Origin of the sequence: Paenibacillus sp. FSL W7-1332 (genome assembly GCF_037969785.1) — a bacterium.
GTDB lineage: Bacteria > Bacillota > Bacilli > Paenibacillales > Paenibacillaceae > Paenibacillus_AQ.
Genome location: NZ_CP150209.1, coordinates 4,280,764 through 4,306,214, shown reverse-complemented (window position 1 = coordinate 4,306,214; position 25,451 = coordinate 4,280,764). Strand labels below are relative to the sequence as shown.

Annotated in this window: 25 protein-coding genes and 1 riboswitch; of the genes, 22 read left to right on the top strand and 3 right to left on the bottom strand. The window is 46.4% G+C overall.

Annotation, left to right across the window (positions count from 1 at the left end; all coding sequences use genetic code 11):
* Positions 1-116: 116 nt before the first annotated feature.
* The 10 genes from MKX98_RS19205 to MKX98_RS19160 all read left to right on the top strand — a co-directional run bounded on the left by MKX98_RS19205 (position 117) and on the right by MKX98_RS19160 (position 7,255).
* Positions 117-392: a CD3324 family protein gene (locus MKX98_RS19205; protein WP_339217891.1), complete on the top strand. Its 276-nt coding sequence runs from the start codon at positions 117-119 to the stop codon at positions 390-392.
* Positions 393-761: 369 nt separating this feature from the next.
* Complete coding sequence (locus tag MKX98_RS19200; RefSeq protein ID WP_339217889.1) at positions 762-1,640, top strand: aminoglycoside phosphotransferase family protein; 879 nt, start codon at positions 762-764, stop codon at positions 1,638-1,640.
* A gap of 51 nt (positions 1,641-1,691) precedes the next feature.
* Positions 1,692-2,228, top strand: a complete 537-nt coding sequence (locus MKX98_RS19195; protein WP_194543171.1) for a GrpB family protein — start codon at positions 1,692-1,694, stop codon at positions 2,226-2,228.
* 81 nt (positions 2,229-2,309) lie between these two features.
* Positions 2,310-2,819 (top strand): GNAT family N-acetyltransferase, encoded by a 510-nt coding sequence (locus MKX98_RS19190; protein WP_220684895.1) that lies wholly within the window; start codon positions 2,310-2,312, stop codon positions 2,817-2,819.
* A gap of 55 nt (positions 2,820-2,874) precedes the next feature.
* Complete coding sequence (locus MKX98_RS19185) at positions 2,875-3,315, top strand: hypothetical protein (RefSeq protein ID WP_220684896.1); 441 nt, start codon at positions 2,875-2,877, stop codon at positions 3,313-3,315.
* A gap of 226 nt (positions 3,316-3,541) precedes the next feature.
* Complete coding sequence (locus MKX98_RS19180) at positions 3,542-3,775, top strand: hypothetical protein (RefSeq protein WP_194543168.1); 234 nt, start codon at positions 3,542-3,544, stop codon at positions 3,773-3,775.
* Between the two features lie 21 nt (positions 3,776-3,796).
* Positions 3,797-4,171, top strand: coding sequence for a VOC family protein (locus MKX98_RS19175; RefSeq protein WP_071218503.1), 375 nt, complete (start codon positions 3,797-3,799; stop codon positions 4,169-4,171).
* A 28-nt stretch (positions 4,172-4,199) separates the two neighbouring features.
* On the top strand, positions 4,200-4,631 hold the full coding sequence (locus MKX98_RS19170) for a histidine phosphatase family protein (RefSeq protein WP_339217882.1): 432 nt from the start codon (positions 4,200-4,202) through the stop codon (positions 4,629-4,631).
* Positions 4,559-4,813 carry a histidine phosphatase family protein gene (locus MKX98_RS19165; protein ID WP_339217880.1) on the top strand — a complete coding sequence of 85 codons (255 nt, stop codon included), beginning with the start codon at positions 4,559-4,561 and terminating at the stop codon, positions 4,811-4,813. Before MKX98_RS19170 ends, MKX98_RS19165 begins: the two co-directional genes overlap by 73 nt.
* Positions 4,814-4,996: 183 nt before the next feature.
* Entirely contained in the window at positions 4,997-7,255 is a 2,259-nt protein-coding gene (locus MKX98_RS19160) for a stalk domain-containing protein (protein WP_339217878.1), read from the top strand.
* A gap of 292 nt (positions 7,256-7,547) precedes the next feature.
* Here the strand turns inward: MKX98_RS19160 and MKX98_RS19155 are convergent, their stop codons facing one another.
* Positions 7,548-7,718, bottom strand: a complete 171-nt coding sequence (locus MKX98_RS19155; protein ID WP_339217876.1) for a hypothetical protein — start codon at positions 7,716-7,718, stop codon at positions 7,548-7,550.
* 41 nt (positions 7,719-7,759) lie between these two features.
* Positions 7,760-8,833 (bottom strand): YncE family protein, encoded by a 1,074-nt coding sequence (locus MKX98_RS19150; RefSeq protein ID WP_339217874.1) that lies wholly within the window; start codon positions 8,831-8,833, stop codon positions 7,760-7,762.
* Positions 8,834-9,480: 647 nt separating this feature from the next.
* Here MKX98_RS19150 and catA point away from each other — a divergent pair.
* Positions 9,481-10,134, top strand: a complete 654-nt coding sequence (gene catA, locus MKX98_RS19145; protein WP_339224524.1) for a type A chloramphenicol O-acetyltransferase — start codon at positions 9,481-9,483, stop codon at positions 10,132-10,134.
* Positions 10,135-13,143: 3,009 nt separating this feature from the next.
* On the opposite strand, the gene MKX98_RS19140 is transcribed toward catA, so the two are convergent.
* Positions 13,144-14,349: an MFS transporter gene (locus MKX98_RS19140; RefSeq protein WP_194543162.1), complete on the bottom strand. Its 1,206-nt coding sequence runs from the start codon at positions 14,347-14,349 to the stop codon at positions 13,144-13,146.
* Between the two features lie 133 nt (positions 14,350-14,482).
* Between MKX98_RS19140 and MKX98_RS19135 the strand changes: the two genes are divergently transcribed.
* The 11 genes from MKX98_RS19135 to MKX98_RS19085 all read left to right on the top strand — a co-directional run bounded on the left by MKX98_RS19135 (position 14,483) and on the right by MKX98_RS19085 (position 25,442).
* Positions 14,483-15,751 carry an aminotransferase class I/II-fold pyridoxal phosphate-dependent enzyme gene (locus tag MKX98_RS19135; protein WP_339217871.1) on the top strand — a complete coding sequence of 423 codons (1,269 nt, stop codon included), beginning with the start codon at positions 14,483-14,485 and terminating at the stop codon, positions 15,749-15,751.
* Between the two features lie 168 nt (positions 15,752-15,919).
* Entirely contained in the window at positions 15,920-16,732 is an 813-nt protein-coding gene (locus MKX98_RS19130; RefSeq protein WP_339217869.1) for a helix-turn-helix transcriptional regulator, read from the top strand.
* 120 nt (positions 16,733-16,852) lie between these two features.
* Entirely contained in the window at positions 16,853-17,278 is a 426-nt protein-coding gene (locus MKX98_RS19125) for a VOC family protein (RefSeq protein WP_194543159.1), read from the top strand.
* Between the two features lie 33 nt (positions 17,279-17,311).
* A riboswitch (purine riboswitch) is annotated at positions 17,312-17,411 on the top strand.
* Positions 17,412-17,477: 66 nt separating this feature from the next.
* Positions 17,478-18,641, top strand: a complete 1,164-nt coding sequence (locus MKX98_RS19120; RefSeq protein WP_220684905.1) for an MFS transporter — start codon at positions 17,478-17,480, stop codon at positions 18,639-18,641.
* A gap of 401 nt (positions 18,642-19,042) precedes the next feature.
* Positions 19,043-19,519 carry a MarR family transcriptional regulator gene (locus MKX98_RS19115; RefSeq protein WP_220684906.1) on the top strand — a complete coding sequence of 159 codons (477 nt, stop codon included), beginning with the start codon at positions 19,043-19,045 and terminating at the stop codon, positions 19,517-19,519.
* A gap of 51 nt (positions 19,520-19,570) precedes the next feature.
* Positions 19,571-20,179, top strand: coding sequence for a nitroreductase family protein (locus MKX98_RS19110; protein ID WP_339217863.1), 609 nt, complete (start codon positions 19,571-19,573; stop codon positions 20,177-20,179).
* A complete protein-coding gene (locus tag MKX98_RS19105; RefSeq protein ID WP_339217861.1) occupies positions 20,176-20,628 on the top strand; it encodes a nitroreductase family protein in 453 nt (150 codons plus the stop codon). Before MKX98_RS19110 ends, MKX98_RS19105 begins: the two co-directional genes overlap by 4 nt.
* Positions 20,629-20,874: 246 nt before the next feature.
* Positions 20,875-21,792, top strand: coding sequence for an HPr(Ser) kinase/phosphatase (gene hprK, locus MKX98_RS19100; protein ID WP_071218491.1), 918 nt, complete (start codon positions 20,875-20,877; stop codon positions 21,790-21,792).
* 158 nt (positions 21,793-21,950) lie between these two features.
* Entirely contained in the window at positions 21,951-22,745 is a 795-nt protein-coding gene (locus tag MKX98_RS19095; RefSeq protein ID WP_194543156.1) for a DUF2935 domain-containing protein, read from the top strand.
* Positions 22,746-23,165: 420 nt separating this feature from the next.
* Positions 23,166-24,725 (top strand): arylsulfatase, encoded by a 1,560-nt coding sequence (locus MKX98_RS19090; RefSeq protein WP_220684908.1) that lies wholly within the window; start codon positions 23,166-23,168, stop codon positions 24,723-24,725.
* Between the two features lie 63 nt (positions 24,726-24,788).
* Complete coding sequence (locus MKX98_RS19085) at positions 24,789-25,442, top strand: SprT family zinc-dependent metalloprotease (protein WP_339217855.1); 654 nt, start codon at positions 24,789-24,791, stop codon at positions 25,440-25,442.
* The last annotated feature ends 9 nt before the right edge of the window (positions 25,443-25,451 follow it).

Here is a 25,451-nt window from a genome sequence, read left to right as displayed (position 1 = left end):
GAAATATCGGGCATAATTTGTTCGGAGCCTTCTTCAACATGAATTAGAACTGCAATATTTCATGTGCCGGCTTTGCTCGCTATTTACACGATTCTATGTAGATAGGAGCAGAGAGAATGAAATACGAGAGAGCACTTGATATTTTACCTGAACATGTAGTCAAAACCATTCAACAATATATTGATGGAAGTTATATTTATATTCCGAGAAAGTCGGAGAACCGGAAGTCCTGGGGTGAACAAACCGGGGTCAAGAAGGATCTGGATATTCGGAATCGGAGCATTCTCAAAAGTTATTTGCATGGCGACTCCATCCGTACATTGTCAGAACGATATTATTTAACGGAGCAATCGATCCGTAGAATTATTCGGGCAGAACGAATGAAAGAATAGGCGAGATCGGATATCCTTTTCGTGAAACCGTTATATAGCATTGTTATCATCAGGAAAGAGCGGCCAGGACACGTGTCCTGGCCCTTTCAATTAAGGAGAATTACCTGTCAGAAATTTGGGAACGAACCTCTGATATTAGATACATTCAAAAACATCCCTTGATAGTCAACCTTAGCGACATCATCGGACGGATCGTATTGAACCCTAATCACGACAGATTATTTATGTAGAATATAATGTAATTTTTAGGTTTTTTATGCATGTATTTTCCAACGAAATCGCCAATATTGCTCCGTCATGATTTACCAGGTTAAGGAAAAGCATTAAAATAGAGGTTAACGACATTCGCAAGTAGAAGGAGTTTATGCAATGAACCCGATACCGTCATATACCCAGCGCATCCAAGAAGTTTATCCGCACCTGGATCTTCAAGACGTTGAGATGAACAACATAGGTCAGAACAACGATGTGTTGATTTTGAATCAGACGCTGGTCTTCAGATTTCCTAAGTATGCAGAAAGTCTCCAAGCGATGATCAGAGAAACTCAATTACTGAATAGGATCAAGAACAAGGTAACGCTGCTTATACCGAATCCGATGTATGTTTCATTTGACGATTTGCATGTGGGTAAAATGTTCATGGGCTATCCGTTAATCGAGGGTCAGCCGTTATGGTCAGAAGATCTGCTTTTACACAGGAATTCGGACATCGAGGATAGGGTAGCAGAACAGATGGTCGAATTTCTCGTTCAGCTTCATACTGTGGAGATCAATGAATGGATCGCTGACGATAGAAATGTTGTAAATGTCCACGAAGAGATGTCCGGATTGTACACACAAATTCAAGACCAGTTGTTTCGTTTCATCAGGCCCGATGCGCAAGAGGAAATCTCAAGCAACTTCACAAGATTTCTGAACAACCCTGCGAATCGTGACATTCGTCCAACCTGCATTCACGGTGATTTTGGCACGTCCAACATACTTTGGAGTCCGGAGAAAGGTCGAATGACGGGCATCATTGATTTTGGGGGTTCAGGGATTGGAGACCCGGCATATGATTTAGCGGGAATCCTAGCGGGGTATGGTCAAGAGTTTTTCGAAAAGTGTATCGCCATGTATCCGAATGGAGACCCCATCGCGGAGCGCGTTCATTTTTATAGAAGCACGTTTGCCTTGCAAGAGGCGCTGCATGGAGTCATTCATCAAGACGCTGAGGCGTTTGAGGCAGGCATACGAGATTTTAGATGAAACATAATCATGGATTTTTACATGATATAATCTGCTGGAGGAGCCGCATAAATGACACCTAAACCCGTCATCATCGAGGAATATAATCCCGAATGGCCAAAAATGTTTCAGGAGATTCAATCCATATTGGCGCTTACTCTTGGTGCTGATGCGCTGAGTATCGAGCATGTGGGAAGCACCTCCGTACCAAAGCTTGCCGCGAAGCCAATATTGGATATCGATGTTGTGATCGAATCCATGAAATCGCTTCCGGCGGTCATTGCGAAATTAGAAACCCTTGGCTATAGCCATCAGGGGGATTTAGGGGTCGAGGGCAGGGAAGCTTTTGATAGGAAAGATGAGTATGTTCCCTACAGCGAGGAGATTAGTTTGAGAATGACCCAGCATTTATATGTCTGCCATCGGGACAGCCAAGAACTATACAGGCATATTACTTTTCGGGATGCTCTCATCAATAACCCGGAGCTTGTCAAAGAATACGCCTCATTAAAGAAAGAACTAGCCATAACTTTTCGTAATGATCGAAAAGCCTATACGGAAGGCAAATCCGACTTTATCCAGCGGGTATTGAAGCAGGTCGCACGCTAAAATGTTGAAAGAAATCCAACGTAACATCTTATATCTTGAGCTGAATCCTACCAACAAAATACATAACAGCGAGGTAAACCAATGAACGTTACATTAATGGTGTTAGATAACACGGAGCTTAAAAGCATCTGGAAGGAAGCGTTTCAGCAGCAAAATATAATGCGCCCGGATGAGTATTACGATTTATGCGAATATGAGAACCAAATCGGCAAGCGTGTCACCTTGTTGGCTTTTGTTCATGAGGAGCTGGCCGGTGTTTCCCACTTGAAATACGAATCGAGTTATCCCTATTTTCGAGAGCAGAGCATTCCGGAAATCAATGATCTGAATGTGTTCCCGGAGTACCGGAGAAACGGCATAGCTAACAGCATCATGGAAGAATTCGAGAACATCGTCCGCAAAAAAATGCCGCGTATCGGTATCGGAGTTGGATTGTACAGGGACTACGGTGCGGCTCAAAGAATATATGTCCGGCGCGGCTATATTCCGGACGGCAACGGAATTATGTACAACAACGAATCTGTGGTGCCCGGTGACATGGTATGTGCGGATGACGATCTGAACCTGTATCTGATTAAAGAGCTGGTTTAATAAATCGTTCTGCTAATCATCGGCTTCAGCTATATAAGTTTCAGGAGAGTGAAACATGAGCTTCGTCATTCGATTAAATATGTCGAGTTTTTTGTATGCCTGGTTCCCTTTTGTCGGGATTGAGCTCATGGCCAACGTTTACCGAATCAGTCGAGTGACAGGCTGGGGGCTGGATCACGTGAATATTGTGATTTTGGTTTTCTTCTTTGTTGGCCTGCTTCTATCGGGTTTCGGATTTCCGAAGCTGATCAGGCATTGGTTAGGTGGCCGTAAAGCGTCTTTCTTTTCGCTAATTTTGTGGATCCCCTATTTCATTATATTGACCTATATTGTGGCTGCATGGTTTCCGATCACCCATCCGGCAGACAAACCGAATCCTGTAACAGGACTCATGGCCATCGTTGCTTTGGCGTTGTACCCACTCTACCTGGCTATCCTTCATCTGTTTGGAACGGCTCCGATTACCGAGAGGATGAAGGAAGATCGGATGACTTGAGCTTCATGTATAACATGGTGAAGGTATCAGGTTCAGAAAGGAGCGGACTATGATTATCGGTGTTCTTATCGTGTTGCTTATTATTGAACTCATTGTGATTGAGGTTAGACTCAAAAAGAATCTGGACAATGACGAGAGAATCATTGAGAGACTCGACATGATGATCAAAGATATACGGGAAATTAAGAATAAGCAATAGAGTTACTATCCTCAGGAGGTAGTAAAAATGGGCAATGTGGATAAACGCAATCGACTGGATGAAGAAGTGTTTACTTATTCGGTTACCAAAGATCATAAAGTATTCATTTATTGGATGGGGAAACAAGTCAAGATCCTGTCGGGTAAAGAAAGTGATAAATTTCTGTCCAGGGTAACCGGGGCAGACTTCAAAGAAGCCCAACTGATGATGGCTAAAGTGACCGGTAATTTTAAGCGTGGCAATGAGAAGGATCATAAATAAGCTTATACAGGAGAAAGAGCGATGAATAAAGGGTTTTCGCATTGTTTGCAGATTTTCCCGACCTCTAACTTCGAGAAAACCAGCGAGTTTTATGAGCGAATCGGGTTCCGTGCCGTGAACTATTTTGATGCAGCTGAACCGCATGTATGCCTCTACAAGGACTCTGTTGAGATTGTATTAACGAAGACGGAGATTGAGGTTGTTCCGAATCGAATCCGTTACGGATATGGGTACGATGCTTATTTTATTACTTACGGACAACGGGAAATCCAGCAAGAACTTATCGATTTGGGCGTGAAGATTGTCAGGGCTTTATCGACAACGGATTATAACAATCATGAGTTTGTGTTTGAGGATGTGGACGGGCGATGGATCGCGATTGGTAATAAGTTATAGAGAGTATAGGAGAACAGGGGGATGTGACATGGTTGAAATTCTGGTCGTCAGACATGGACAATCGGAAGCGGATATTATGAATCGGTGTGAAGGACGGGCTGACTTTGCACTGACGGATCTTGGCCAGCAGCAGGCACGGCTCCTGGCAGAGTGGATTCATCGTGAATATACTTTGGATGCCATATTCTCCAGTACGTTAAACCGGGCCAAGCAGACCGCGGCAGCCATTGCTGAAACGACAAAAGTCCCCGTTACCTATGATGATGATTTAATGGAGCAAAATAATGGGGTCATCGCCGGTATGCTAAGAGAAGAGGCTTTACTTAAATATCCCCTGCCTGATGGAGGAAGAAACGGCACGATGCAATCGAAGGCGGAGAATCTGAAGTGCAGTTCAGAGCAAGAGCCGAACAATTCATATCCAAACTGTTTACTACAATTCATAGCGAGCCTGATCTGAAAAGGGTTTGTATTGTCTCCCACGGCGGGATGATCACGATGTTATTCCGAAGTTTTTTGAATCTTCCTTATCATACGGATATTCATATTCCGACAGGCGATACAGGCGTTCATCTATGGAGATATGATCGGAGCGGGAAAAAGATAATCGCGGCTACGAATTTGCAGGGGCATCTATCCTGAAATATTATGCAACATCATAATCCCGCAATAGCCATCGTGCTGTTGAGGGATTTTTCATAGGTTTTACATTAATCTATTTTATCGTAAATATTATTAACAGATCAGAGAAACTTTTTTACCAAAATTTGCGTCTAATAGTATGACCTAAATAAATATCAAAAAAGGATTAGAAGGAGTTATGGAATGAAACTGAAGAAACGATCATTGCTAACCGTATTGGCTGTTGCCCAATTAGCGGCAGCTTATCCGGCGAGCGCGGATGCAAATACCGCAGACAAACCACAACAGTCAGTCACCCAAGAAGTGTACGAGCAAAACGCTGCGGCAACCAAAGCAGTAACATCTGGGGGTACAGACGCTGCTCAAGAAACAACAGAAACAACAGAAACAACAGAAACAACAGAAACAACAGAAACAACGGAAACAACTACTACGACAGAGACAGAAGGCTCTCAAGAGCCTAATGAAACAGGAACAACCGAAGGACCGGTAGAGGAAACCGGCGAAGTGCAAGATCCGGAAACAACTACGGGAGAGCAGGGCAACCAGAATAACCAGCAAACCGTGACGGGGAAAGAACTTATTTTATATTTCAATAGTACAAAAATGGTACAAGACGGCGTTACCTACAATGCACCGCAGCCGATGCAAGTCAAAAAGGGAGTATCCTATGTTCCCATTCGTGCCCTTGTGGACCGTGTAGGCTTCAAGGTCACTTACGATAAGAAGACCAAAGAAACCGTTATAACCAAAGGAACCAATGAGCTTCGCTTCAAAACAGACAGCAGCAAGTATACCGTGAATGGCGTAACCAAAGAGATGAAAGGAACCTCCTACCAGACGAAAAGCACCTTCATGGTTCCGCTGACAGCTATAACCCAAGCGCTTGATATTCAATATAAAGTGGATAATGTAGGCAAACGTGTCATTATGAATCTGGAAACCAAGCCAGTAGCCAAGTTTACGGTGGGGCCTAAGGAGATTTATGCAGGACAAACCACGGTGACCTATACACCGCAGCTGGAGAATGTACAAGGTGAAATCATCAATGAACGCTGGGAAGGAAAACAGGATATCTTCGATGCACCAGGCGAATACATAGTCACTTACTCGGTTCAAGATTCTACAGGGGCGTGGAGCGAGCCTTATAGCCAAACGATTACGGTCATTCAGCCGAATCTTCCGCCTGTCGCCATGTTCGAGACCGATAAGTCCGAGTATAAAATGGGTGAGTTGATTACCTATACGAATCAAACTACAGATGACCAGGACAAGCCTGAGGATCTGACGTACAAGTGGGAAAATAAACAGTATGCATTCTTCACACCGGGCGTTTATACGATCAAGTTAACGGCCACGGACAAGAAGGGACTTAGCTCTACCTACGAGACGACGATTAACGTGACGAACGAGACCTTATATCAAGAAGAGGATTTCAATATGCTCTTTATCCCGGAAGGGGAAAAATTCACGTTCCTCGGCAATGTGACTTCGCGTCCGAAGATTAATTACGATTTTTACGATGAGCCAAGCACGTTGATTCGCAGTAACAGCCCGGAAACCGTCAACAGCGAAGGTATTGTGTACCAAGAGACGGCGGTTGGCGATATGCGCTTTATGATTCACCATGTGAACAATTTGAATAAAAATGTGAAAATGTACGTTATTGCAACGAACAAAAACAGCACTCCGGTAACGCTTAGACAAGATTACTTGGGATTTGCTGGTCCATCGCCGATCGCTACGGCAGCAGGCAAGAAGTCTGTGCTGAATTACTTCCAATCGATGCAGGACGATTCGAAGCGGGCTTCAGTGACGCTTGCACCAGGCGAACAGAAACTGGTTATGACGGAACTGAGCGATGTGAGAATGAAGCAAGGACATGTCATTTCCCTATACTCGGATATGTACAGCGACCTGCCGATTCAGTTCGATGTCGTGATGATTGATGAGAAATCGGATCCATTGAAGGTTTTAAGCACGCTGCCCATCCTGAATCGCGATGGGGTTCACAACCGTGGAACCTATCCGGATTCAACACGAGTCATCCATTATTCCGAACTGGTGGGTGCAAATTCCGAGCGTCTCGTACTTGGAGACAATCAGGATGACCCTAACCTGGAAGGTATTGACCCTATGGTTGGGGACATTACGCACAACACGGGTAACTTTGGTGTCCTGTATAAAATAACATTGGATCGCGTAGCGCCGGATACTCTGATCTCGTTTAACCCGCGGGGCGGTAAGTACTCGGGATATGCTATGGTGAATGGAACGATTGTACCGATCTATTCCCTTGGACAGGTAGCTCCTGGCGAGCAAGCGGTTCTCTATCGTACAGGCGATTACGAACAAAAGGTTGAAATCATGCTGACGGCTGCGCCAGGGAGCAATTTGCCAGTAAACCTGCTGTTTACCCAAATGCCTGAAGCACATCATTAAGAACTGATTACAATTAGGCTTCACGACTTGAGCATCCGCTTGAGGAGTGAAGCCTTTATTGTTGTTAGGAGAATAACAAGAGGTAAGGCGCGTGGTGTGAATGCATGGTCTTGATCGTTTGCTTCTGCTGGGCACTGTGTCTTCTTTTTCCTGAGTGGGGCGTTTAGGTGTTTTTTTTCATACGGAGTCTCCGTTTTAATTGGAGGACGAGGAAATCGTGCGCTAGTGCCCAGCTAATGTCACATATTACAACCTGTTTTCAATCATCGTACGGGAAGCGGGAATCACTGTATTACTCATGCTCTTTAATGGGTGGACGATCGACATTCTTGATTAATTTTTCTTTAAAAATCTGGACGATATGCAGCGGAATTCGAAATTTCTCTGCAAGCTCGACGCTTGTGATATCGGGATGATCATTCAGCTCTTTTCGAATCCAAGCATGTATATCATTTTTCCGCATATTACACCTTCCCTCATCGATTATTGATTCCTATGAACCATCTAGATCGTTATAGGCGTTATGCCAATCCCCGTGTATCCCGTATTGGTTAATGGTATTGAGGTAACCGTGTTGGATGACGTATTAATGATTGAAATGTTGGGAATCTGAAAATTAGTTATATACGCACGGGTGCCATCCGGGGTAATCGCAATGCCGCTCGGACCTAGACCAACGGTGATCGTTGGAGCAATAACCGTGTTGGCGGCAATGTGAATGATGGACACCGTATTAGAGCCGGCGTTCGTGACATAGGCCCGAGATCCATCAGGGGTAATCGCGATTCCGGTAGGGTTAATTCCAACAGGGATGGTCGCAATGACCAGGTTGGAGGGGGTATCGATGACGGAGACGGAGGCGCTTGAGAAATTGGTGACATACACTCGCGTACTATCCGGAGTAATTGCCACCTCCCCAGGGGACAAACCAACCGGTATAGGCAACCCGAGCACCGTATTCGAAGCGGTGTCGATAACCGAAACGGTTCCATCCGTTGAGTTGGCGACATAGACTCGCAAGCCGTTCGGCGTAATGGCAATTCCGTTAGGACCGGCCCCTACGGGTATTGGAGCTCCAATGACCGTATTTATGGTCGTTTCGATGACAGAGACCGTGCTGTCAATAAAATTCGTGACGTATACCCGCGAACCATCCGGCGTGATGGCATTTCGATTGGCACCATCTCCAACCGGAATTGGCGGGCCGATGATGGTGTTGGAGGCGGTATCAATCACTTGGACATTATCATCGCTAAAATTAGTTACATAGGCACGAGTACCGTCAGGGGTGAAGACAATATCGTTTGGACTATCTCCGACTGGTATGAAGCCCATTATGGTATTTGTAGCCGTATTAATGACGGTGATGACATCGTTGAAAGCAAATAAAGCATAAGCGAAGGGACCGTGGTCCACGGAATTAATGGAGCATACCGGAATGATTCGCGTTCCGAATACACCGGTAAGAATAACCGTTCCTTCTCCGGTTCGCAAAATCCGACCCTCGATACTATCGGTGAAGCCGGAAGTCGAAACCGAAATGTATTGATTGTCTAATTGCAGCAAAGTATCCCTCAATTCTTCAAAACAGGGATCCGTTGGACTTTCACCCGCAGGTCCTTGAAGACCTTGAGGACCCTGAGCGCCTTGAGGGCCTGGTACTCCCTGAGCACCTTGAGGACCCGGGATTCCCTGCGGTCCCGGTGGACCTGGAATGCCCGGAGGTCCCGGTAGGCCCGGGATTCCCTGTGAACCTTGTACCCCTGCAGCTCCGTTTATGATCGTGGGCGATGGACATTTTACCCGGATCACTTTCCTTCTGGTAATAATACATCGACGTTTTTTCTTTTTCGGTTTACGTATGAGAATCATTTTTTTCTTCCGACAGCGTTTGACCTTCCTAGATGGACACCCCATCCGCGAACACCTCCCCTTGAATTGGTATATCATACGTATCCTGTGCATGTGTTGAGTGCACAAGTACCCAGTGGGCTCATAAACAGACACCTATTTTTTTTGACGGCTGTATCATTTATAATAATGAAGCTGGGCAGAATCAGATAAATTTGAAGATATAACAGATTGTTAATTTAAAGGAATTACTGTAAAGGTTAAAATATGTAATAGCTATACTACTACGGTAACTTTGGAGTGATGGCGTGTGATTAGATCAGTGGATGTACCCTCCTGAAATAGAACGAAATTATTTTAGGAGGGCAAAAATGATGAAGTTTCACATTATTAATGTTGAAGAGTGGACGAGAAAGCCTTATTACGAGCATTATCTTCGATCGAATAAATGTACCTTCAGTATCACCGTGGATATCGACATTACTCGCTTGCTGTATTCTTTAAAAGCTAATGGATTCAAGCTTTATCCAGCTTTTATTTATATGGTTACAAGAGTTGTCAATGACTGGGTTGAATTCAAAACTTCCTATAGTCCCGAAGGGGAATTGGGTTACTGGGATCGAATGACGCCGAGTTATACCTTTTTCCATAACGATGACCATACGTTCTCCTGTTTATGGACAGCATTTTCGAATGATTTCTATCGATTCCATGATCATTACGAGCAGGACATGGAGCAATATCGGGATACAAAGGGGCTGTTCGTTAAAGAGAATCCACCTCCGAACACGTTTCCCATATCCATGATACCCTGGGCAAGCTTTAGCGGATTTAATCTAAACATTGTCAATGAAGCAGACTATCTTCTTCCCATCATAACCGGCGGAAAATATACCAAGCAGGGAGGCCGTATTCTGCTTCCAGTCTCATTGCAGGTGCACCATGCTGTGTGTGATGGTTATCATGCCAGCATGTTCTTTCAGGAGTTGCAAAGGTTGGCGGATTCTTTTGACGATTGGTTAACATAATACATGCTCAAAATGAGCAAGATTCATGCTCAAAATGAACAAGATTCATGATCAAAATGAATAAGATTCATGATCCACATGAGCAAGATTTATGACCAACATGAGCAAGATTCATGATCCACATGAGCAAGAAAAGACGACTGCGATGCAGTCGTCTTTTCTGTTTGCCAATTGAATCGAAATAATACAACATCCTCATATAATCTTCACAAGTTGAAGCATGCTTTCGATGTGCGAAAGCATGCCGGGAGATGGCTGCTTAAGCAGGGCATCCATTGAACAGTAGGAGGATGCGGGAAGAATCGCTAATCGCTATAGGCGGGAATCGGCCTATTTTGGGCACATGCGGGCAGAAGAGGCTTTGCTATATGCTGAAATTCGCTCGTTATGGATTTCGTGCGGAAAGGCCGATTCTATAGCGCCTATTAAGAAGATCAAGAGGACAGAGGATCCGTTATTGCAGGAATCGGTCGATTTTTGGGCACATGTGGACAGAAGGGGGCCCGCTATGTGCTAAAATTCGATCGATATGGATTGGAGGAGGACAGAGGGCCCAAAGTCGGCACATTATGGAGTTCATGAGGACAGAGGGTCCGTTATTTCGCGGAAATCGGCCGATAATGGAGTTTACGCGGACACAGGATCCGCTATTACACCATAATCACGGACTAATCCCCCGAAAATCTCACAATAGCGGATCTCTTGTCCGCAAATTGTTGTGAAATGGGTAAAAACAAGGAAATAGCGGAACCAGTGTCCTCAAATATTGCAACTCGGTGGATGTTAACAATGCCGGGTGGCGGTATCGTAATGAGGGGTGTGTAGGCGGCTAATCGCGGCTGAGCTGAATTATAGTTGAACGCGGGGCTCGGCCTTTTTGTGACACATACGGACAGAAGGCAGAAGAGAATCCGTCACATGCTGCGATTCGCTTATAAGGGAATCATGAGGCTAGAGGATCGATATTATGCCGAAATCGGCATGTTCTAGGCACATATGGAGAGAAGAGGTCACGCTATATATACCGGAATTCGCCCATAATGGGGATCAAGAGGACAGAGGGTCCGTTATTTCGCGGAAATCGGCCGATAATGGAGTTTACGCGGACACAGGATCCGCTATTGCACCATAATCACGGACTAATCCCCAAAAAATCTCGCAATAGCGGATCTCTTGTCCGCATATTGTTGTGAAATGGGTAGAAATAAGGAAATAGCGGAACCAGTGTCCTAAAATAACGCAACTCAATTGGATGTTAACGATACCGGGTGGCGGTATCCTAACGTGGGGTCTGTACGCGGCTAATCGCGGCTGAGCTGAATTATAGTTGAACGCGGGGCTCGGCCTTTTTGTGACACATGCGGACAGAAGGCAGAAGAGAATCCGTCACATGCTGCGATTCGCCCAAAGGGGATCAAAAGGCCAGAGGATCGATCTTATGCCGAAATCGGCATGTTCTAGGCACATATGGAGAGAAGAGGTCAAGCTACATATACCGGAATTCGCCCATAATGGGGATCAAGAGGACAGAGGGTCCGTTATTTCGCGGAAATCGGCCGATAATGGAGTTTACGCGGACACAGGATCCGCTATTACACCATAATCACGGACTAATCCCTCAAAAATCTCACAATAGCGGATCTCTTGTCCGCAAATTGTTGTGAAATGGGTAGAAACAAGGAAATAGCGGAACCAGTGTCCGCAAATATCGCAACTCAATGGATGTTAACGATACCGAATGGCGTTACCGAAATGAGGATCTGTATTCGCGCTGAATTGAATAACAGTTGTTCACGGGGAAATCGGTCTATTTTTGGGCACATGTGGAGAGAAGAGGACCCGCTATGTGCTGAAATTCGCTCGATATGGAGTCCGGGAGGACAGAAGATCCGTTATTTCACTGAAATCGGCCGATTATGGAGTTTATGCGGACACAGGATCCGCTATTGCACCATAATCACGGACTAATCCCCAAAAAATCTCGCAATAGCGGATCTCTTGACCGCATATTGTTGTGAATCGGGTAGAAACAAGGAAATAGCGGAACCAGTGTCCGCAAAGATTGTAACTCGGTGGATGTTAACAATGCCGGGTAGCCGTATCCTAACGAGGGGGCTGAACGCGGCTAATCGCTGCTGAGCTTAATTACTGTTTGTTGAACGCGGGGCTCGGCCTTTTTGTGACACATACGGACAGAAGGCAGAAGAGGTAGGCAAAAACTTACGCCGTTACATAACGGGTAAGCATTTTGAATGTTCCTCCTTTCTTCTCATTAGTTTTCCGTTGAAACAAAACGTTATTACTGTGACATTCTTCCGATAAGGTTACTGTTCTTAATTACTGTGACATTCTTCCGATAAGGTTACTGTTCTTAATTACTGTGACATTCTTCCGATACGGTATCTGTTCTCATTACTGTGTCATTCTTCCGAAAGTATCTGTTCCCATTACTGTGACATTCTTCCGATAAGGTTACTGTTCTTAATTACTGTGACATTCTTCCGATACGGTATCTGTTCTCATCACTGTGACATTCTTCCGATAAGGTTACTGTTCTTAATTACTGTGACATTCTTCCGATAAAGGTTACTGTTCTTAATTACTGTGACATTCTTCCGATAAGATATCTGTTCTTAATTACTGTGACATTCTTCCGATAAGGTTACTGTTCTTATTACTGTGACATTCTTCCGATAAGGTTACTGTTCTTATTACTGTGACATTCTTCCGATAAGGTTACTGTTCTTATTACCTGTGTCGTTCTTCCGATAAGGTTACTGTTCTTATTACTGTGACATTCTTCCGATGAGGTTACTGTTCTTATTACTGTGACATTCTCCGATAAGGTTACTGTTCTTAATTACTGTGGCATTTTTCCGAAAAGGTATCTGTTCTTATTACTGTGTCGTTCCTCCGATATGATATCTGTTCATACGTGAGTGACCGATTTCCGGCCGGTACCCAAAAATCCCTCTCACCAGAAAATGAGAAGGATTGAAGAATAGCGATCTATGATGCTTTAGCTGATGTCAGCAGCGTTAAGTCCAGTTGTTCTTGATCCAGCTGATGGCAGCGGGAAGTAACGGCAAATGCTCCGATGGCGAACACTACTGCAGCCCAAGGCAGGTATTCAAGACCGACGTTATCCACGACAAGGCTGCCCAGCAGGGAACCAATGGCGATACCCAAATTGGATGCAACCGGCATGAGCGTGGAAGCGAAGTCCTTGGAGCCGGGGGAAGATTCATCCGCCAGGTCAATCAGGTATAGCTGAACGGCGGTACTGAGTGCAAAGGAAAAGCAGGCGACCAGCATTAACGACACTAAGGCCATCCAGGGGAGTGATAGGGTAAGGGCAAGAGCCATCATAATCATCGCTTGGATGGTGAAAATCACTTTCAATTTAACCCTTGAATTGCCTTGTGCTACCTTGGCCCCGAGCCAATTGCTAAGAATCGTGAAAGCGCCGTAAGCGAGCAGAACAGTGCTGATCCATTGCTGCGGAATCCCCATCACATTTTCCAATAGCGGCGTTATGTACGTGTATACAATAAAAACGGAGCCTACGCCAAGGACCGGAATGAAGAAGGCAAGTCGGATTCGCCTGTTCTTGAACAAGGCAAATTGCTGTTTCATGGAGCTTACGCTAATCGTATTGCTCTTGGGCATGACGGCCAGCATCAAGGCTAGCGGGATGATCCCAACTAATGATGTAACAATGAAAGCCGTTTGCCATCCTGCCATCTGGCCGATCTGCGTTCCGACGGGAACGCCAAGGACATTGGCAATCGAGAAACCTCCGATGATCCAGGCAACCGCACCGGCTCTGCGGGAAGCGCTCATATGCTCGCTGGTCGCGGCAATCGCCAGCGATAAGGTTAGTCCGCACAGCATCGCGGTCATGACGCGAATGAATAACATGACGGGGTACGTAGTGGCAAAGATGGTCAAATAATTAAACACTAACACTGCTATATACGCTGTCAGAATGGTAACATGCCGTGGTATGCGTCCGAGCAGCGTAACGGCAAACGGCGTTCCGAGGGCATATGCAATGGCGAAGCTGGATACGAGGACGCCGGCTGCGGCAAGCGAAATGCTGAGACTTACGCTAATGTCTTTTAACAATCCAACAATGACATATTCGGTAGTACCTAGTACAAAGGCGGCAAACGTAAAGGCGATAATAAAGATGGTCTCTCGTGTTCTGGTCATGGTTGTCTCTTCTCCTGATTTCTCTTTTTGTATGCTTCGATCTTACGTTATGAAAGGCTTTTCAAGTCAAGCCTGAAATGAGGATTTCACAGAGATGCTCCTCCACCTTCATGCTATAATGTAGGAAAAAAAAGTGGAGTGGGTGGATATCTTGCCGAATCAAACTTCCAAACGCTCATGGCGTGCGGACAAACTATCGCAGATCGGTTCTTCCATATTTGCCGAGGTCAGCGAGTGGAAACAAGAGGCTTTTCAAGCAGGAAGACATATTATCGACTTAAGCATCGGCAGCCCTGACCGTGGCCCTTCCGAGGATATCCGTGGGGTGCTGAGCCAAGAAGCGCTGAAAGCAGATAATTATACATATCCAGGCACAAGAGGAACCATGGAGTTCCGGGAGCAGTCGGCGGCTTGGATGCAGCATCGATTTGGCGTAAATGTTAATCCGGATACCGAAATCCTGGCTTTGATGGGCTCCCAGGATGGACTGTCGCATCTGGCTCAGGCCATATGTAATCCGGGGGATGTGGCCATTGTGCCGAATCCGGGGTATCCGATTTATGCGGGAGCGCTTGCGATTGCAGGCGTAACACCATGGTATCTTCCACTGAAGGAGGAGTTTGGATTCGTGCCGGATCTGGACAGCATTCCGGAAGAGATTTGGGCGAAAGCGACCTTCATCCTGCTGAATTTTCCGGGGAATCCGATTGCGGTCCGGGCAGATCTTGCTTTTTTTGAAAAGTTGGTTGGTTTGGCGAAAAAATGGGACGTGCTGATCGTCCATGACCTTGCCTATTCTGAAATGGGTTTTGACGGCTACCGCCCCATGAGTATTCTGCAGGTCCCCGGTGCCATCGACATCGCTGTAGAATTCCACTCCTTCTCCAAGAGCTTTAACATGGCAGGGTGTCGAATCGGTTTTCTTGCCGGTCATGAGGAAGCAGTGAGCGCGCTGCGGGAGTACAAAAGCAACATTGATTTCGGCGTATTCAAGCCTGTACAGATTGCGGCTGTCCATGCACTGCGTCAAGCTATGGCATCTGCCGATGAGGAACAGGGTGTCGCTTCGCTATATGAACAACGGCGTGATGTCCTCGTGGCATCACTTGCCGAAGCGGGATGGGTTGTTCCTAAGCCACAGGCCACGATGTTCCTATGGGCACGGCTTCCTGAAGCATTTCGTGATCTTCAATGGAGCTCACGCCGTTTCGCCCGCGAATTACTGCTGGAAACCGGCGTTGCGGTTATTCCTGGAGATGCTTTCGGCTCCGAAGGAGAAGGCTACGTGCGAATCGCGTTAGTTCAGGAAGAGGCGGCCCTGCGCGAAGCGGCGTTGCGAATAGGAACGTTTATTCAGGGGAGTAAGTCTCCGGCACCGAGGGCATCCGAACCTTTGTCATGAAAGACGGGAGCGGAGTAACGGGGGATTGGATTGGAAGCTTTACATTACGACGCGTGACGGCCATGTTATGAACCTACTGATACAAGCAGGGAGCATTAATCTAGTTGCTATAATTGAATGGTTCGTTCGAGTCATTTGCATATCCAATGTAAATAAGGGTGAGCACACTTGCGGAACTATGTCCCTATACAAGCACCAACGATAGAGAAGCCTGCTTCGGATTCTTCTTATGCTTATCAAGAATATCTGCCAAGCCCGCCATTAACACCTTATGTGGCCTGTTATTGGACCTTGGATTATCAAGCTTCGTCACTTCAGCAGCCGCTTCATCGCATTCTTCCTGACGGTTGCGTCGATATTATATTTAATCTGAAGGCACGGGATGCTTCAACCTCCGGCTTCATTACCGGACTGATGTCATCTTACGAAGCCATGAGACTCACGCAGGATCAGTCACTGTTCGGTATTCGTTTTTTTGCGGAAACCGTCCGCCCATTCATACATTATCCAGCTTCCGATTTCCGTGAGGGTCCTGTATTCTTGGAGGAAGCATGGGGGCTGGAAGTGAATCAGCTGAACGAGGAAATGGTCGCGGCTCTGGATTCCGCTCACCGAATGGAATTGGTTGAAAGATTCTTAATGGGCGTCTTAGGCCGGAGCAACGTCCGTTCCGAGCCGCTGCTAGAGAACAGCATGCAGTATCTGTACGCTGCTAAAGGGAGAATTACGGTTCGCGCCATGGCGGAAAAACTTAATTATAGTGAGAGAAACATAAGAAGAACATTTCAGAAGGAATTGGGCGTCAGCCCGAAGGTCATGACGGAGATTATTCGTTTTCAAAACATGCTGCAGGAATTGCATCAGGCCAAGCCGACAAGGTTTACTGATATCGCTGCCCGCTACGGGTACTATGATCAACCTCATTTTATTAACAACTTCAGGCGTTTATATGGCATGTCACCAAAACAGGCTTTGAAGTGATCGATGATGGAACTCTCGCCGTGTAGGCGCACGTTGTCCGTTTTTTACAATCTTTTGATAGAGCCATCGGCGAAAATGTAAAAGAGGTAACGATGATGATGCATAGGAGGTAATGCGATTATGAAGGCACGTATATCCGTTCTTACAATCGGCGTTGATGACCTGGAGCGGTCATTGAAGTTTTACCGTGATGGACTCGGCCTATCGACCGAAGGGATTATTGGTACGGAATTTGAACATGGGGCTGTAGCATTTTTTGACTTGCAAGCAGGTGTGAAACTGGCGATATGGAATCGCAAGGATCTGTCAGTTGAGGCGAATGTTCCTCTATCTCCTCCGAGTTCCTCGGAGTTTACCATCGGTCACAACGTCGGCAGCAAGGAAGAAGTGGATGAGGTGATGGAGCAAGCCAGCAGGGCGGGTGCGACGGTAACCGTGCCGGCACAAGACACATTCTGGGGGGGCTACTCCGGCCACTTTCTCGATCCGGACGGGCACTTATGGGAGATTTGCTGGAATCCTGCCTGGCATCTTGATATTTCGTAACGGATGTGATAAATTAATCAACGATTGTTGTGCAACTGAATAAACATATTTACATGTATAACCTCATTAATATGGTCTGAGGGTCTCTACCAGGAACCGTAAAATCCTGATTACAGAAAATGTTTCTCATTTTTTGTAATCAGGATTTTTTGTTGTTTATAAGCAAATATGACATCGAAGAAAGGGGATTCCATTCCAGATGAATCTAAAAGTATTAATTCTAGCGATATCAACGATATCCGTCGGGCTGGTTGAACTTATTGTTGGCGGAATACTCCCGCTTATCGCGGACGACTTGCATATTTCACTCGGTGCGGCTGGTCAGCTCATTACCGTGTTCGCCCTGGTCTATGCCGTAGCTGGACCGGTTCTCCTTGCGCTGACGGCAAGAGTGGAGCGGAAACGGCTCTATATGATTTCTTTATTCGTTTTCTTCATCGGTAACTTGCTGGCTTATCTAAGTCCAAGTTTTCCGCTGTTAATGGCTGCCAGAATATTAACCGCCATGAGCACAGCGCTGATTATCGTGTTATCGTTGACCATTACCGCCAAGGTGGTTGAGCCTGCACATCGGGCGAAAGCATTAGGCGTGATTTATATGGGGATCAGCTCGTCATTGGTGCTTGGCGTACCGCTCGGCATTTTGATCAGTGAAGCTTTTGGATGGAGGATATTATTCCTCGGTATCGGCATTCTGTCGATTGGCTCCATGATCTTGATCTATATGTTCCTGGATCGGATCAAGCCTGAAAATATCACACCGTTATCCGTTCAGCTCAAGGCGCTCGGCAAATCGAAAATCGCTGGAGCGCATCTCGCCACCTTGTTCATGCTTGCAGGGCACTACACCATTTATGCATACTTCACGCCGTTTCTTGAATCGGAGCTTGGGCTGAGTCCATACTGGATCAGCATCTGTTACTTCCTGTTCGGACTATCCGCAGTCGGCGGTGGGGCGTTTGGAGGCGCCCTCGCCGACCGGCTGGGCTCGAACAAGAGCATTGTAATCATCATTACGTCATTCATGCTGGTGCTGTTTCTACTCCCGTTCTCTACATTCTCAATCGGCGTATTTTTAGTCGTGATGATGGTATGGGGTGCATTAAGCTGGAGTCTGGCTCCTCCGCTGCAGAATTATTTGATTCAAGTGGATCCGGGCTCGTCCGATATCCAGCAGAGTTTTAACAATTCCGCGCTGCAAATCGGTATTGCACTAGGATCTGCTATCGGTGGCCTTGTGTTAGAGCAGGGAGGTACCGTAGCGAGTACGTCTTGGGTAGGCGGAGGAATCGTCATGGTGTCGCTAATTTGCGCCGTGTATTCCTTAACGAGACCTGCGCTCTCGTTGAAAACAAGCAAATAGTCCATTTCTGCAAATCAAAAGGCAGCTGCGACCGCGCAGCTGCCTTTTTTTCTTCATTGGAAGCATAAGGGATAAACTCGAGCTGCAGGCAAAGATACGGTTGCGTTTCAAGCAGTTATGGAGAATGGGTGGAATTGACACCGGATCAAAATAACCTTAATATTAAATTGTTTCCAATGAATGAATATTTGGATAGTTCATTTGAATACAACCTTAATTTATGGGTTTATATTTATTCTCGTGAAACAATAATCCAGAGTGAAGGAGGCGTAGTATGGCTGGATGACTAAAAATATCTTTTCTTTCCGGGGTGTAACTTCTATTGTATACTCATATTGTTTCTTGCGAAACGAACTTTGGTTATAATGAAAAAAACAATGAGTCGAGGAGCTTGCATAATCATGAGTACGAACAAAATGATAAAAAACGCTATCCATGAAAATTTCATTCAATTTCTGCAACAAAAAGAACAATATGAGAACCGGTTAAGCAGCTCTTTTATCGAAGAACTCCGGAAAATAATAGAGATAGAATCCACCTTAAACATAACGGAACTGCATACGATCGCGTGTATTGGGGAGCAAGAACCGATTAATGTCACTTCCATTGCCGAGACCATGAACTTAAGCAAAGGGAACACCTCGAAGATAACCAATAAATTATTGAAGGCGGGGTGGGTGCGCAAAGCCCAGCTCAATGATAACAAAAAAGAAGTGTACTTTCGGTTAACAGCGGCCGGAAAAAGGCTTTTTGCCATCCATGATGAGTTCCATATCAAGGAGCAGGAGAGGATGAACGAGTTTTTGGAAAGATATAGCGATTCCGAGCTTGACTTCATTAAGCGGTTATTTGGAGATTTGGCTGACTTTTATCATTAAGAATATGTTCGCTGTTGCGATCCTTGAGGAGAGTTGGAGGGGGATTCAAGCGTGCAATGGCTGGGGAGTGAAAACATGAATTTCATGAAGACGATCAGAGAACGAAGAAGCATCCGCAAGTTTAACTCCATCCCCGTGGACCAGGAGCTGGTGATAGATTTACTCTACGCTGCACGGCAGCTTTACCCTTCCAGAGAGGAAGTGGCCTTCCGAAGCGTTTATGCGGGGACGGCGGATGCGAAGGAACGTTTGGCTTCCAGTATGCTGGAACCCTTGGTGAAGAACAGGCTGGTCAAATGGCTGCCGGAGAAGGTTCGGGATTTCGTTCGGAAGAGGGTCACCGATATACCTGGCCACCTCATTATTATTGCCTCTACTGATGCGGACAGAAGGAAAAGTGATATGAATTATGCAGCGGTCTGCGGGATCATGCAAAATTTTCAGCTTCTTGCCTGGCAACGTCGGCTCGGTACATTGTGGGACACTGAACCGATGATGCAAAGCAAGGAATTATTCGATCTGTTGAAACTGCAGTCCAATGAGAGACTGGTTGGTATTTTTCATCTGGGTTATTTCGATAAGGCTCCTAGAGGCAGAGCACGAACACAAGCAGAAAAGAAATGGACGATATTAACGAGCGGAGGAGGGGGCATTGGATGAGTTATAGCGCTAGACCCGTTTCCGAGAATCATATTTTGGAATTGTTGAATGTTGCTGTATGGGCTCCTAATGACGGAATGCGGGAACCTTGGCGGTTTATATTTATCGGTTCTGACAACACAAACATGCTATCTAATTTACAGGATCAGGCTCCGGCGTATCTGATATTGGTCATTAAGGAAGATCAGGATCCGCATAAAAGAGAAGAGGATTACGCAGCGGCAAGCTGCCTCATGCAAAATTTCCGTCTGCTTGCTCAGGATCGCATGCTCCATGTACGAATGACGATGAATGACTGGATTTATGATAGAGCATGCACCCGTCGATTTGGTGTTCATGATGGTGAACGGATCGTTGCCGTGCTGGAAATGGGATATGATGGACAATCCATAGAGCCTGTGAAGGTAGAGGTAGAGGACACACCTGACCTTACCTTTGAGTTGTTGTAGATGGATGCCCTGCAAGCCTACGATAAGGATCACATGAATACTCACAAGAGTCGCCAAATAGGCGGCTTTTCGTATTTTTATGTATCACTAACGGCGCATGAATATAGACAGTCGTAGCTGCTATTGATCGATGATGATCTGGGAAGATTGACGCTGTCTCATAGTATGGAAGCAAATAGGCAGGAAAGTACTTGTTGTTCGTTGAATATATCCGAATACATACTGCAATCGCAGGAGGAGAACAACATGAAGTCGATCACCGTTCAAAGTATTACGGAAATTTTTCATTTGGAAGTATTGGCAGGAGCCAATCGCATGGATCGTATGATTACCCGTCCACAGACGCACAGGCCGGGGCTGGAGTTTGTCGGGTATTTCGATTTTTTTCCTATGGAGCGCGTGCAGGTGCTCGGTCGCAAGGAAATCAACTATTTACTGACGCTTACCATAGAAGAACGCAAGTTACATATCGGGAATATCGTCAAATATCATCCGCCGTGCTTTATTGTCACGTCAGGACAGCAGGAGATTCCTTATCTGACCCTTTTCTGTAACCAAGAGGGCATACCGTTATTGCGGACAACAGAGACGACTACGGAATTTATCGCCAAGTTGGACAGTTATTTGGTGAAGACATTGGCACCGGAGATGTCAATCCATGCGGTATGTGTGAATGTATCGGGCATAGGAATCCTGCTTCGGGGTAAATCCGGGATTGGCAAAAGCGAGACAGCTCACACCTTGATCAGACGAGGTCACCGGTTTGTGGCAGACGATATAGTTGTGCTTAAAAAGCTGGGCCCTTCGACTCTTCTTGGCACACACAATGAGACGACCCGCGAGTTTCTGGCGCTGCGAAGCATCGGTCTGATCAATGTGGTTCGTCAATATGGGCGCACGGCATTTCAGGACGAAACGCGAATCGTGCTCGATATTGAGCTGTCGCCTTGGCGTGAAAATTCCCTAAACAACGAGTTGGAGGCGGTGCCTCAGTTTACAGAGTATCTAGGCATTCAAATTCCGCATATCGAGGTTCAGCTTCAGCCGGGACGCGACGTCGCCAGTCTGATCGAGGCGGCGGCCAACAATTGGTATCTGAAACAACTCGGATACAGCGCGGCTGAAGACTTTATGAAACGGATCGAAAACGAAATGCAGTCGTAAAGTGGCGCTAGAAACAAGCGACTGAAACGTTCAATCCCGTATTTTGTCGTCAATGATGCTCGAGCCGCGATTATGGTTTGATTATCCCTTCCGCGTTCTACTCCGCTGTCAGCAGCATATATTTTCTGAGAATAACGCTATTGGGAGGGGCAAGATCAATGAGTGATCCCTTGTATGAGCACCGGTTTTGGCTACAGATTCTTGGCGACCACTGTCGTTTTATTTTTACCGCACTTTCCCCCAAGGAAAAAGGGGATATCGCTACAGCAGAGTCCTTAATGGCTAGATTTGATATGCTGCTTGGGGAGTCGCGGCGACCCGATGCCTCCACATTCATCGAGAAACTGACGAAGGATGCCTATAAAGCCACTTATGAACTGCGCGAGTTCAAGCTGAAATTGCTGGAACGACAGCTTGCAGGCAAAATTGATTTTCTTCTGACACCTTCCTTTGTCAATCATATGGTAAATGAATTGGAGGAATACCTGCGGATATTACAGGCGTTACAAGAAGGTAAGGGTGTACCTCTGTTTCATCCCTTGCACTATGATATGGTTTGGCTCCAGGATGCATTTGGTCATGCAGCAAGCCTGGCGGCCGATCTTGATTTTGCTGAAAAGCCGTTAATTGCAAAAAGCATGGCGTTTCAAAAAGATTTTGAAGGCTTTTATCTAAAGGCGGTAGAAATGACGGGTTATTTAAGGACCCATTTAAAGGATTTTCCTGCTATGCGTAAATTCCACGCTGATATAGATCTGGAAATGAGGGTGTTCATGCACTTTTTGGCAGAACTCGAAGAATTTGAACTGCGCGGGGAGGTGCTGGACCGGATTAATCCGCTGATGCCAGATCATATGTATCGTGAAGAGTGCTACTATTTGTCCAAGTTGGCTGCCCTGGGTGAGATACAGAATCCGAACTGCGATCCGACAAAGCCGAGAGTCACGGGTTGAAGAATAGTAACGTAAGCCATGCATCTGATCGAGAGCTTGTCTAGCAATGCATGCTAATGAGGTGCCTCAGGAACTAAGCAGGGTAGCCCGCGAACTATGAAGATAATCGGACGCCCCCAGTACGCCGCAATAAGATGCGATAGTTTCAATGGATTTTGGAGCAGTTTGCCAGCATCAAAATGAAAGGAGCCGCAAAATTGCGGCTCTTTTTCACTTATAAGGTGATCCTCATCAACAATTTCTTCAACAGGGACATAGGAATTTAATAAAAGGAATTGAATGAATTCGGACGAATACTTTCAATAGATCATCTCGTTGATGGGAAACTGCAATGCGTTATTAGTCAGTGGGTGCCGTCCCGATAAAGTGGAGTTGACCAAAACCAAGAAAGCGCGGGGTGTAGTTGAAGGGGGAAAAGTGATGAATTCGAGTCAAAATCTGGGAAGGCCGAATGTTTTGCTCATTACAGTCGATCAGATGCGCTTTGATTGTCTCAGCATAGCGGGTCATCCTGTCGTCGAGACGCCTAATCTGGACGAGCTTGCGAGGACTGGTGTGCGGTTTAGCCGTGCATATTCAGCCACACCGACCTGTGTGCCTGCAAGGGCAGCCATATTCACCGGGCAATCACAGCGGGCACATGGCCGGGTCGGCTACCAGGACTGTGTGCCATGGGAGTACAAGAGAACGCTGCCGGGGGAACTGGCCGGTGCCGGTTATCATACACAGTGTATCGGAAAAATGCACGTCTACCCCGCACGAAATCTGATGGGGTTCCACAATGTCATGCTCCACGACGGTTATCTGCATCACAACCGTAATTACCATAGTATTCCGATGCAGGAGCATTACGATCAAGTCGATGATTATTTGCCATGGCTTCGTGAGAGAGTGCCCGGCGCGGATATGCTTGATCTCGGTCTGGATTGCAACGCATCGACCGTCGCCCGTCCTTGGCATTTGGCAGAAATGCAGCATCCGACGAATTGGGTGGTAACACAGTCTATTGATTTTCTGCGTCGCCGGGATCCCGGAAAGCCATTCTTCCTGTGGATGTCTTTTGTCAGGCCCCATCCACCGTTCGATCCCCCGCAGGCGTATCTGGATCTGTATGAGGATGCCGATATTCCGGAGCCGCCGGTTGGTGATTGGGCGCAGACGGAGGACCCCAATCTGGAAGGGTACTCCCCTATCACAGGGCGGGGACTGGTACCGAAACGCCGCTTGCGTAAAGCGATGGCTGCCTATTACGCCCTCATTACGCATCTTGATCACCAAATTGGCCGCTTCTTGCAATCGTTGAATGAATATGGCGAGCTGCAGAATACCGTGATTCTGTTTACATCGGACCATGGTGAGCTGCTTGGAGACCACCATTTATTCCGGAAGTCTCTTCCGTATGAAGGAAGCACCCATGTGCCGTTCATCGTCAACGATCCGGGCAACCGATTAGGCTTGCAGCGCGGCATGGTGGCGGATCAAGTGGTGGAAATGCGGGATATTATGCCTTCAATGCTGGAGGCGGCTGGCGTGCCTATACCGGATACGGTCGAAGGAGAGAGCATCTGGAGACTTGCCTCAGCAGGAAAGGAAGAAGGGCTAAGCACTCAGACTTGGCGTCATCATCTGCATGGCGAGCATGCACAAGGGGTGCAGTCCAATCACTGGGTGACCGATGGGAAGGAAAAGTACATTTGGTTCTCCCAAACGGGTGAGGAGCAATTTTTTGACCTGGTTCTTGATCCGCTAGAACTGCATAATGCGATTGCGGATGAAGATCGTCAAGATCGCATCAGATATTGGCGCTCTGTGCTCATACAAGAGCTCGATGGACGTGAGGAGGGGTATACGGATGGGCAGCAGCTGATCATAGGCCGGAAACCAACCGCAACACTATCCCATATCTTGAATGGAGCGGATCATATCCGATCAGATCGATTTTCTCCAGCGGAATTTTCCGTAAATCCTACCACCCAATAGAGGAGGATTCGGTTCTATTCTGATACAATGGAGATACATCCTTATAGAAACGAAGCTGAATATATGAAAATTGAACTAGGACAACAACAAATAGAATGTCATGTAGAATACGGCCCCCGCCAAAAGATGTCCATCCATATCGATCCTTCAGGTCTGGTTACGGTGAAGGCGCCGAATCATACAGGTGATGATGTCGTGATAAAGGCCGTAAGGCAGTATGGGGATAAAATTTTGAAACAACTGCAAGCGATTGAGTCCGCTCGAAATGCTCCGAAGGTGAAAGCATACGAAGAGAGTGGCAAGTTTCTGCATCTTGGCCAATATTATTCGCTTGATGAGTTAATTGAGACCCATGGGCTGACGGAAGATGCGCTCCAACATGAGCTGAAGAAGTTCTACTTTGCCAGCTGCAAGAAGGTGATCGGGGAGAGGATTAAGATCTATCAGAAGCAGCTGAAAGTCTCGCCTAAATCCTTCACCATTGAGGAGTCGCGAACGAAGTGGGGCAGCTGCAGCTCTTCCAAACATCTCACCTTCAATTACCGTCTTGCGATGGCGCCCCGTGAGGTCATTGACTATGTGGTCATTCATGAGCTCTGCCATCTCATTCACATGAATCATGATCGCTCTTTCTGGCGACTTGTTGGCAGCGTAATGAAGGATTACAAAGCGAAGGAAGCGTTCCTGGCGAAGTATGGACACGCCATGACTCTATAATATGATGGA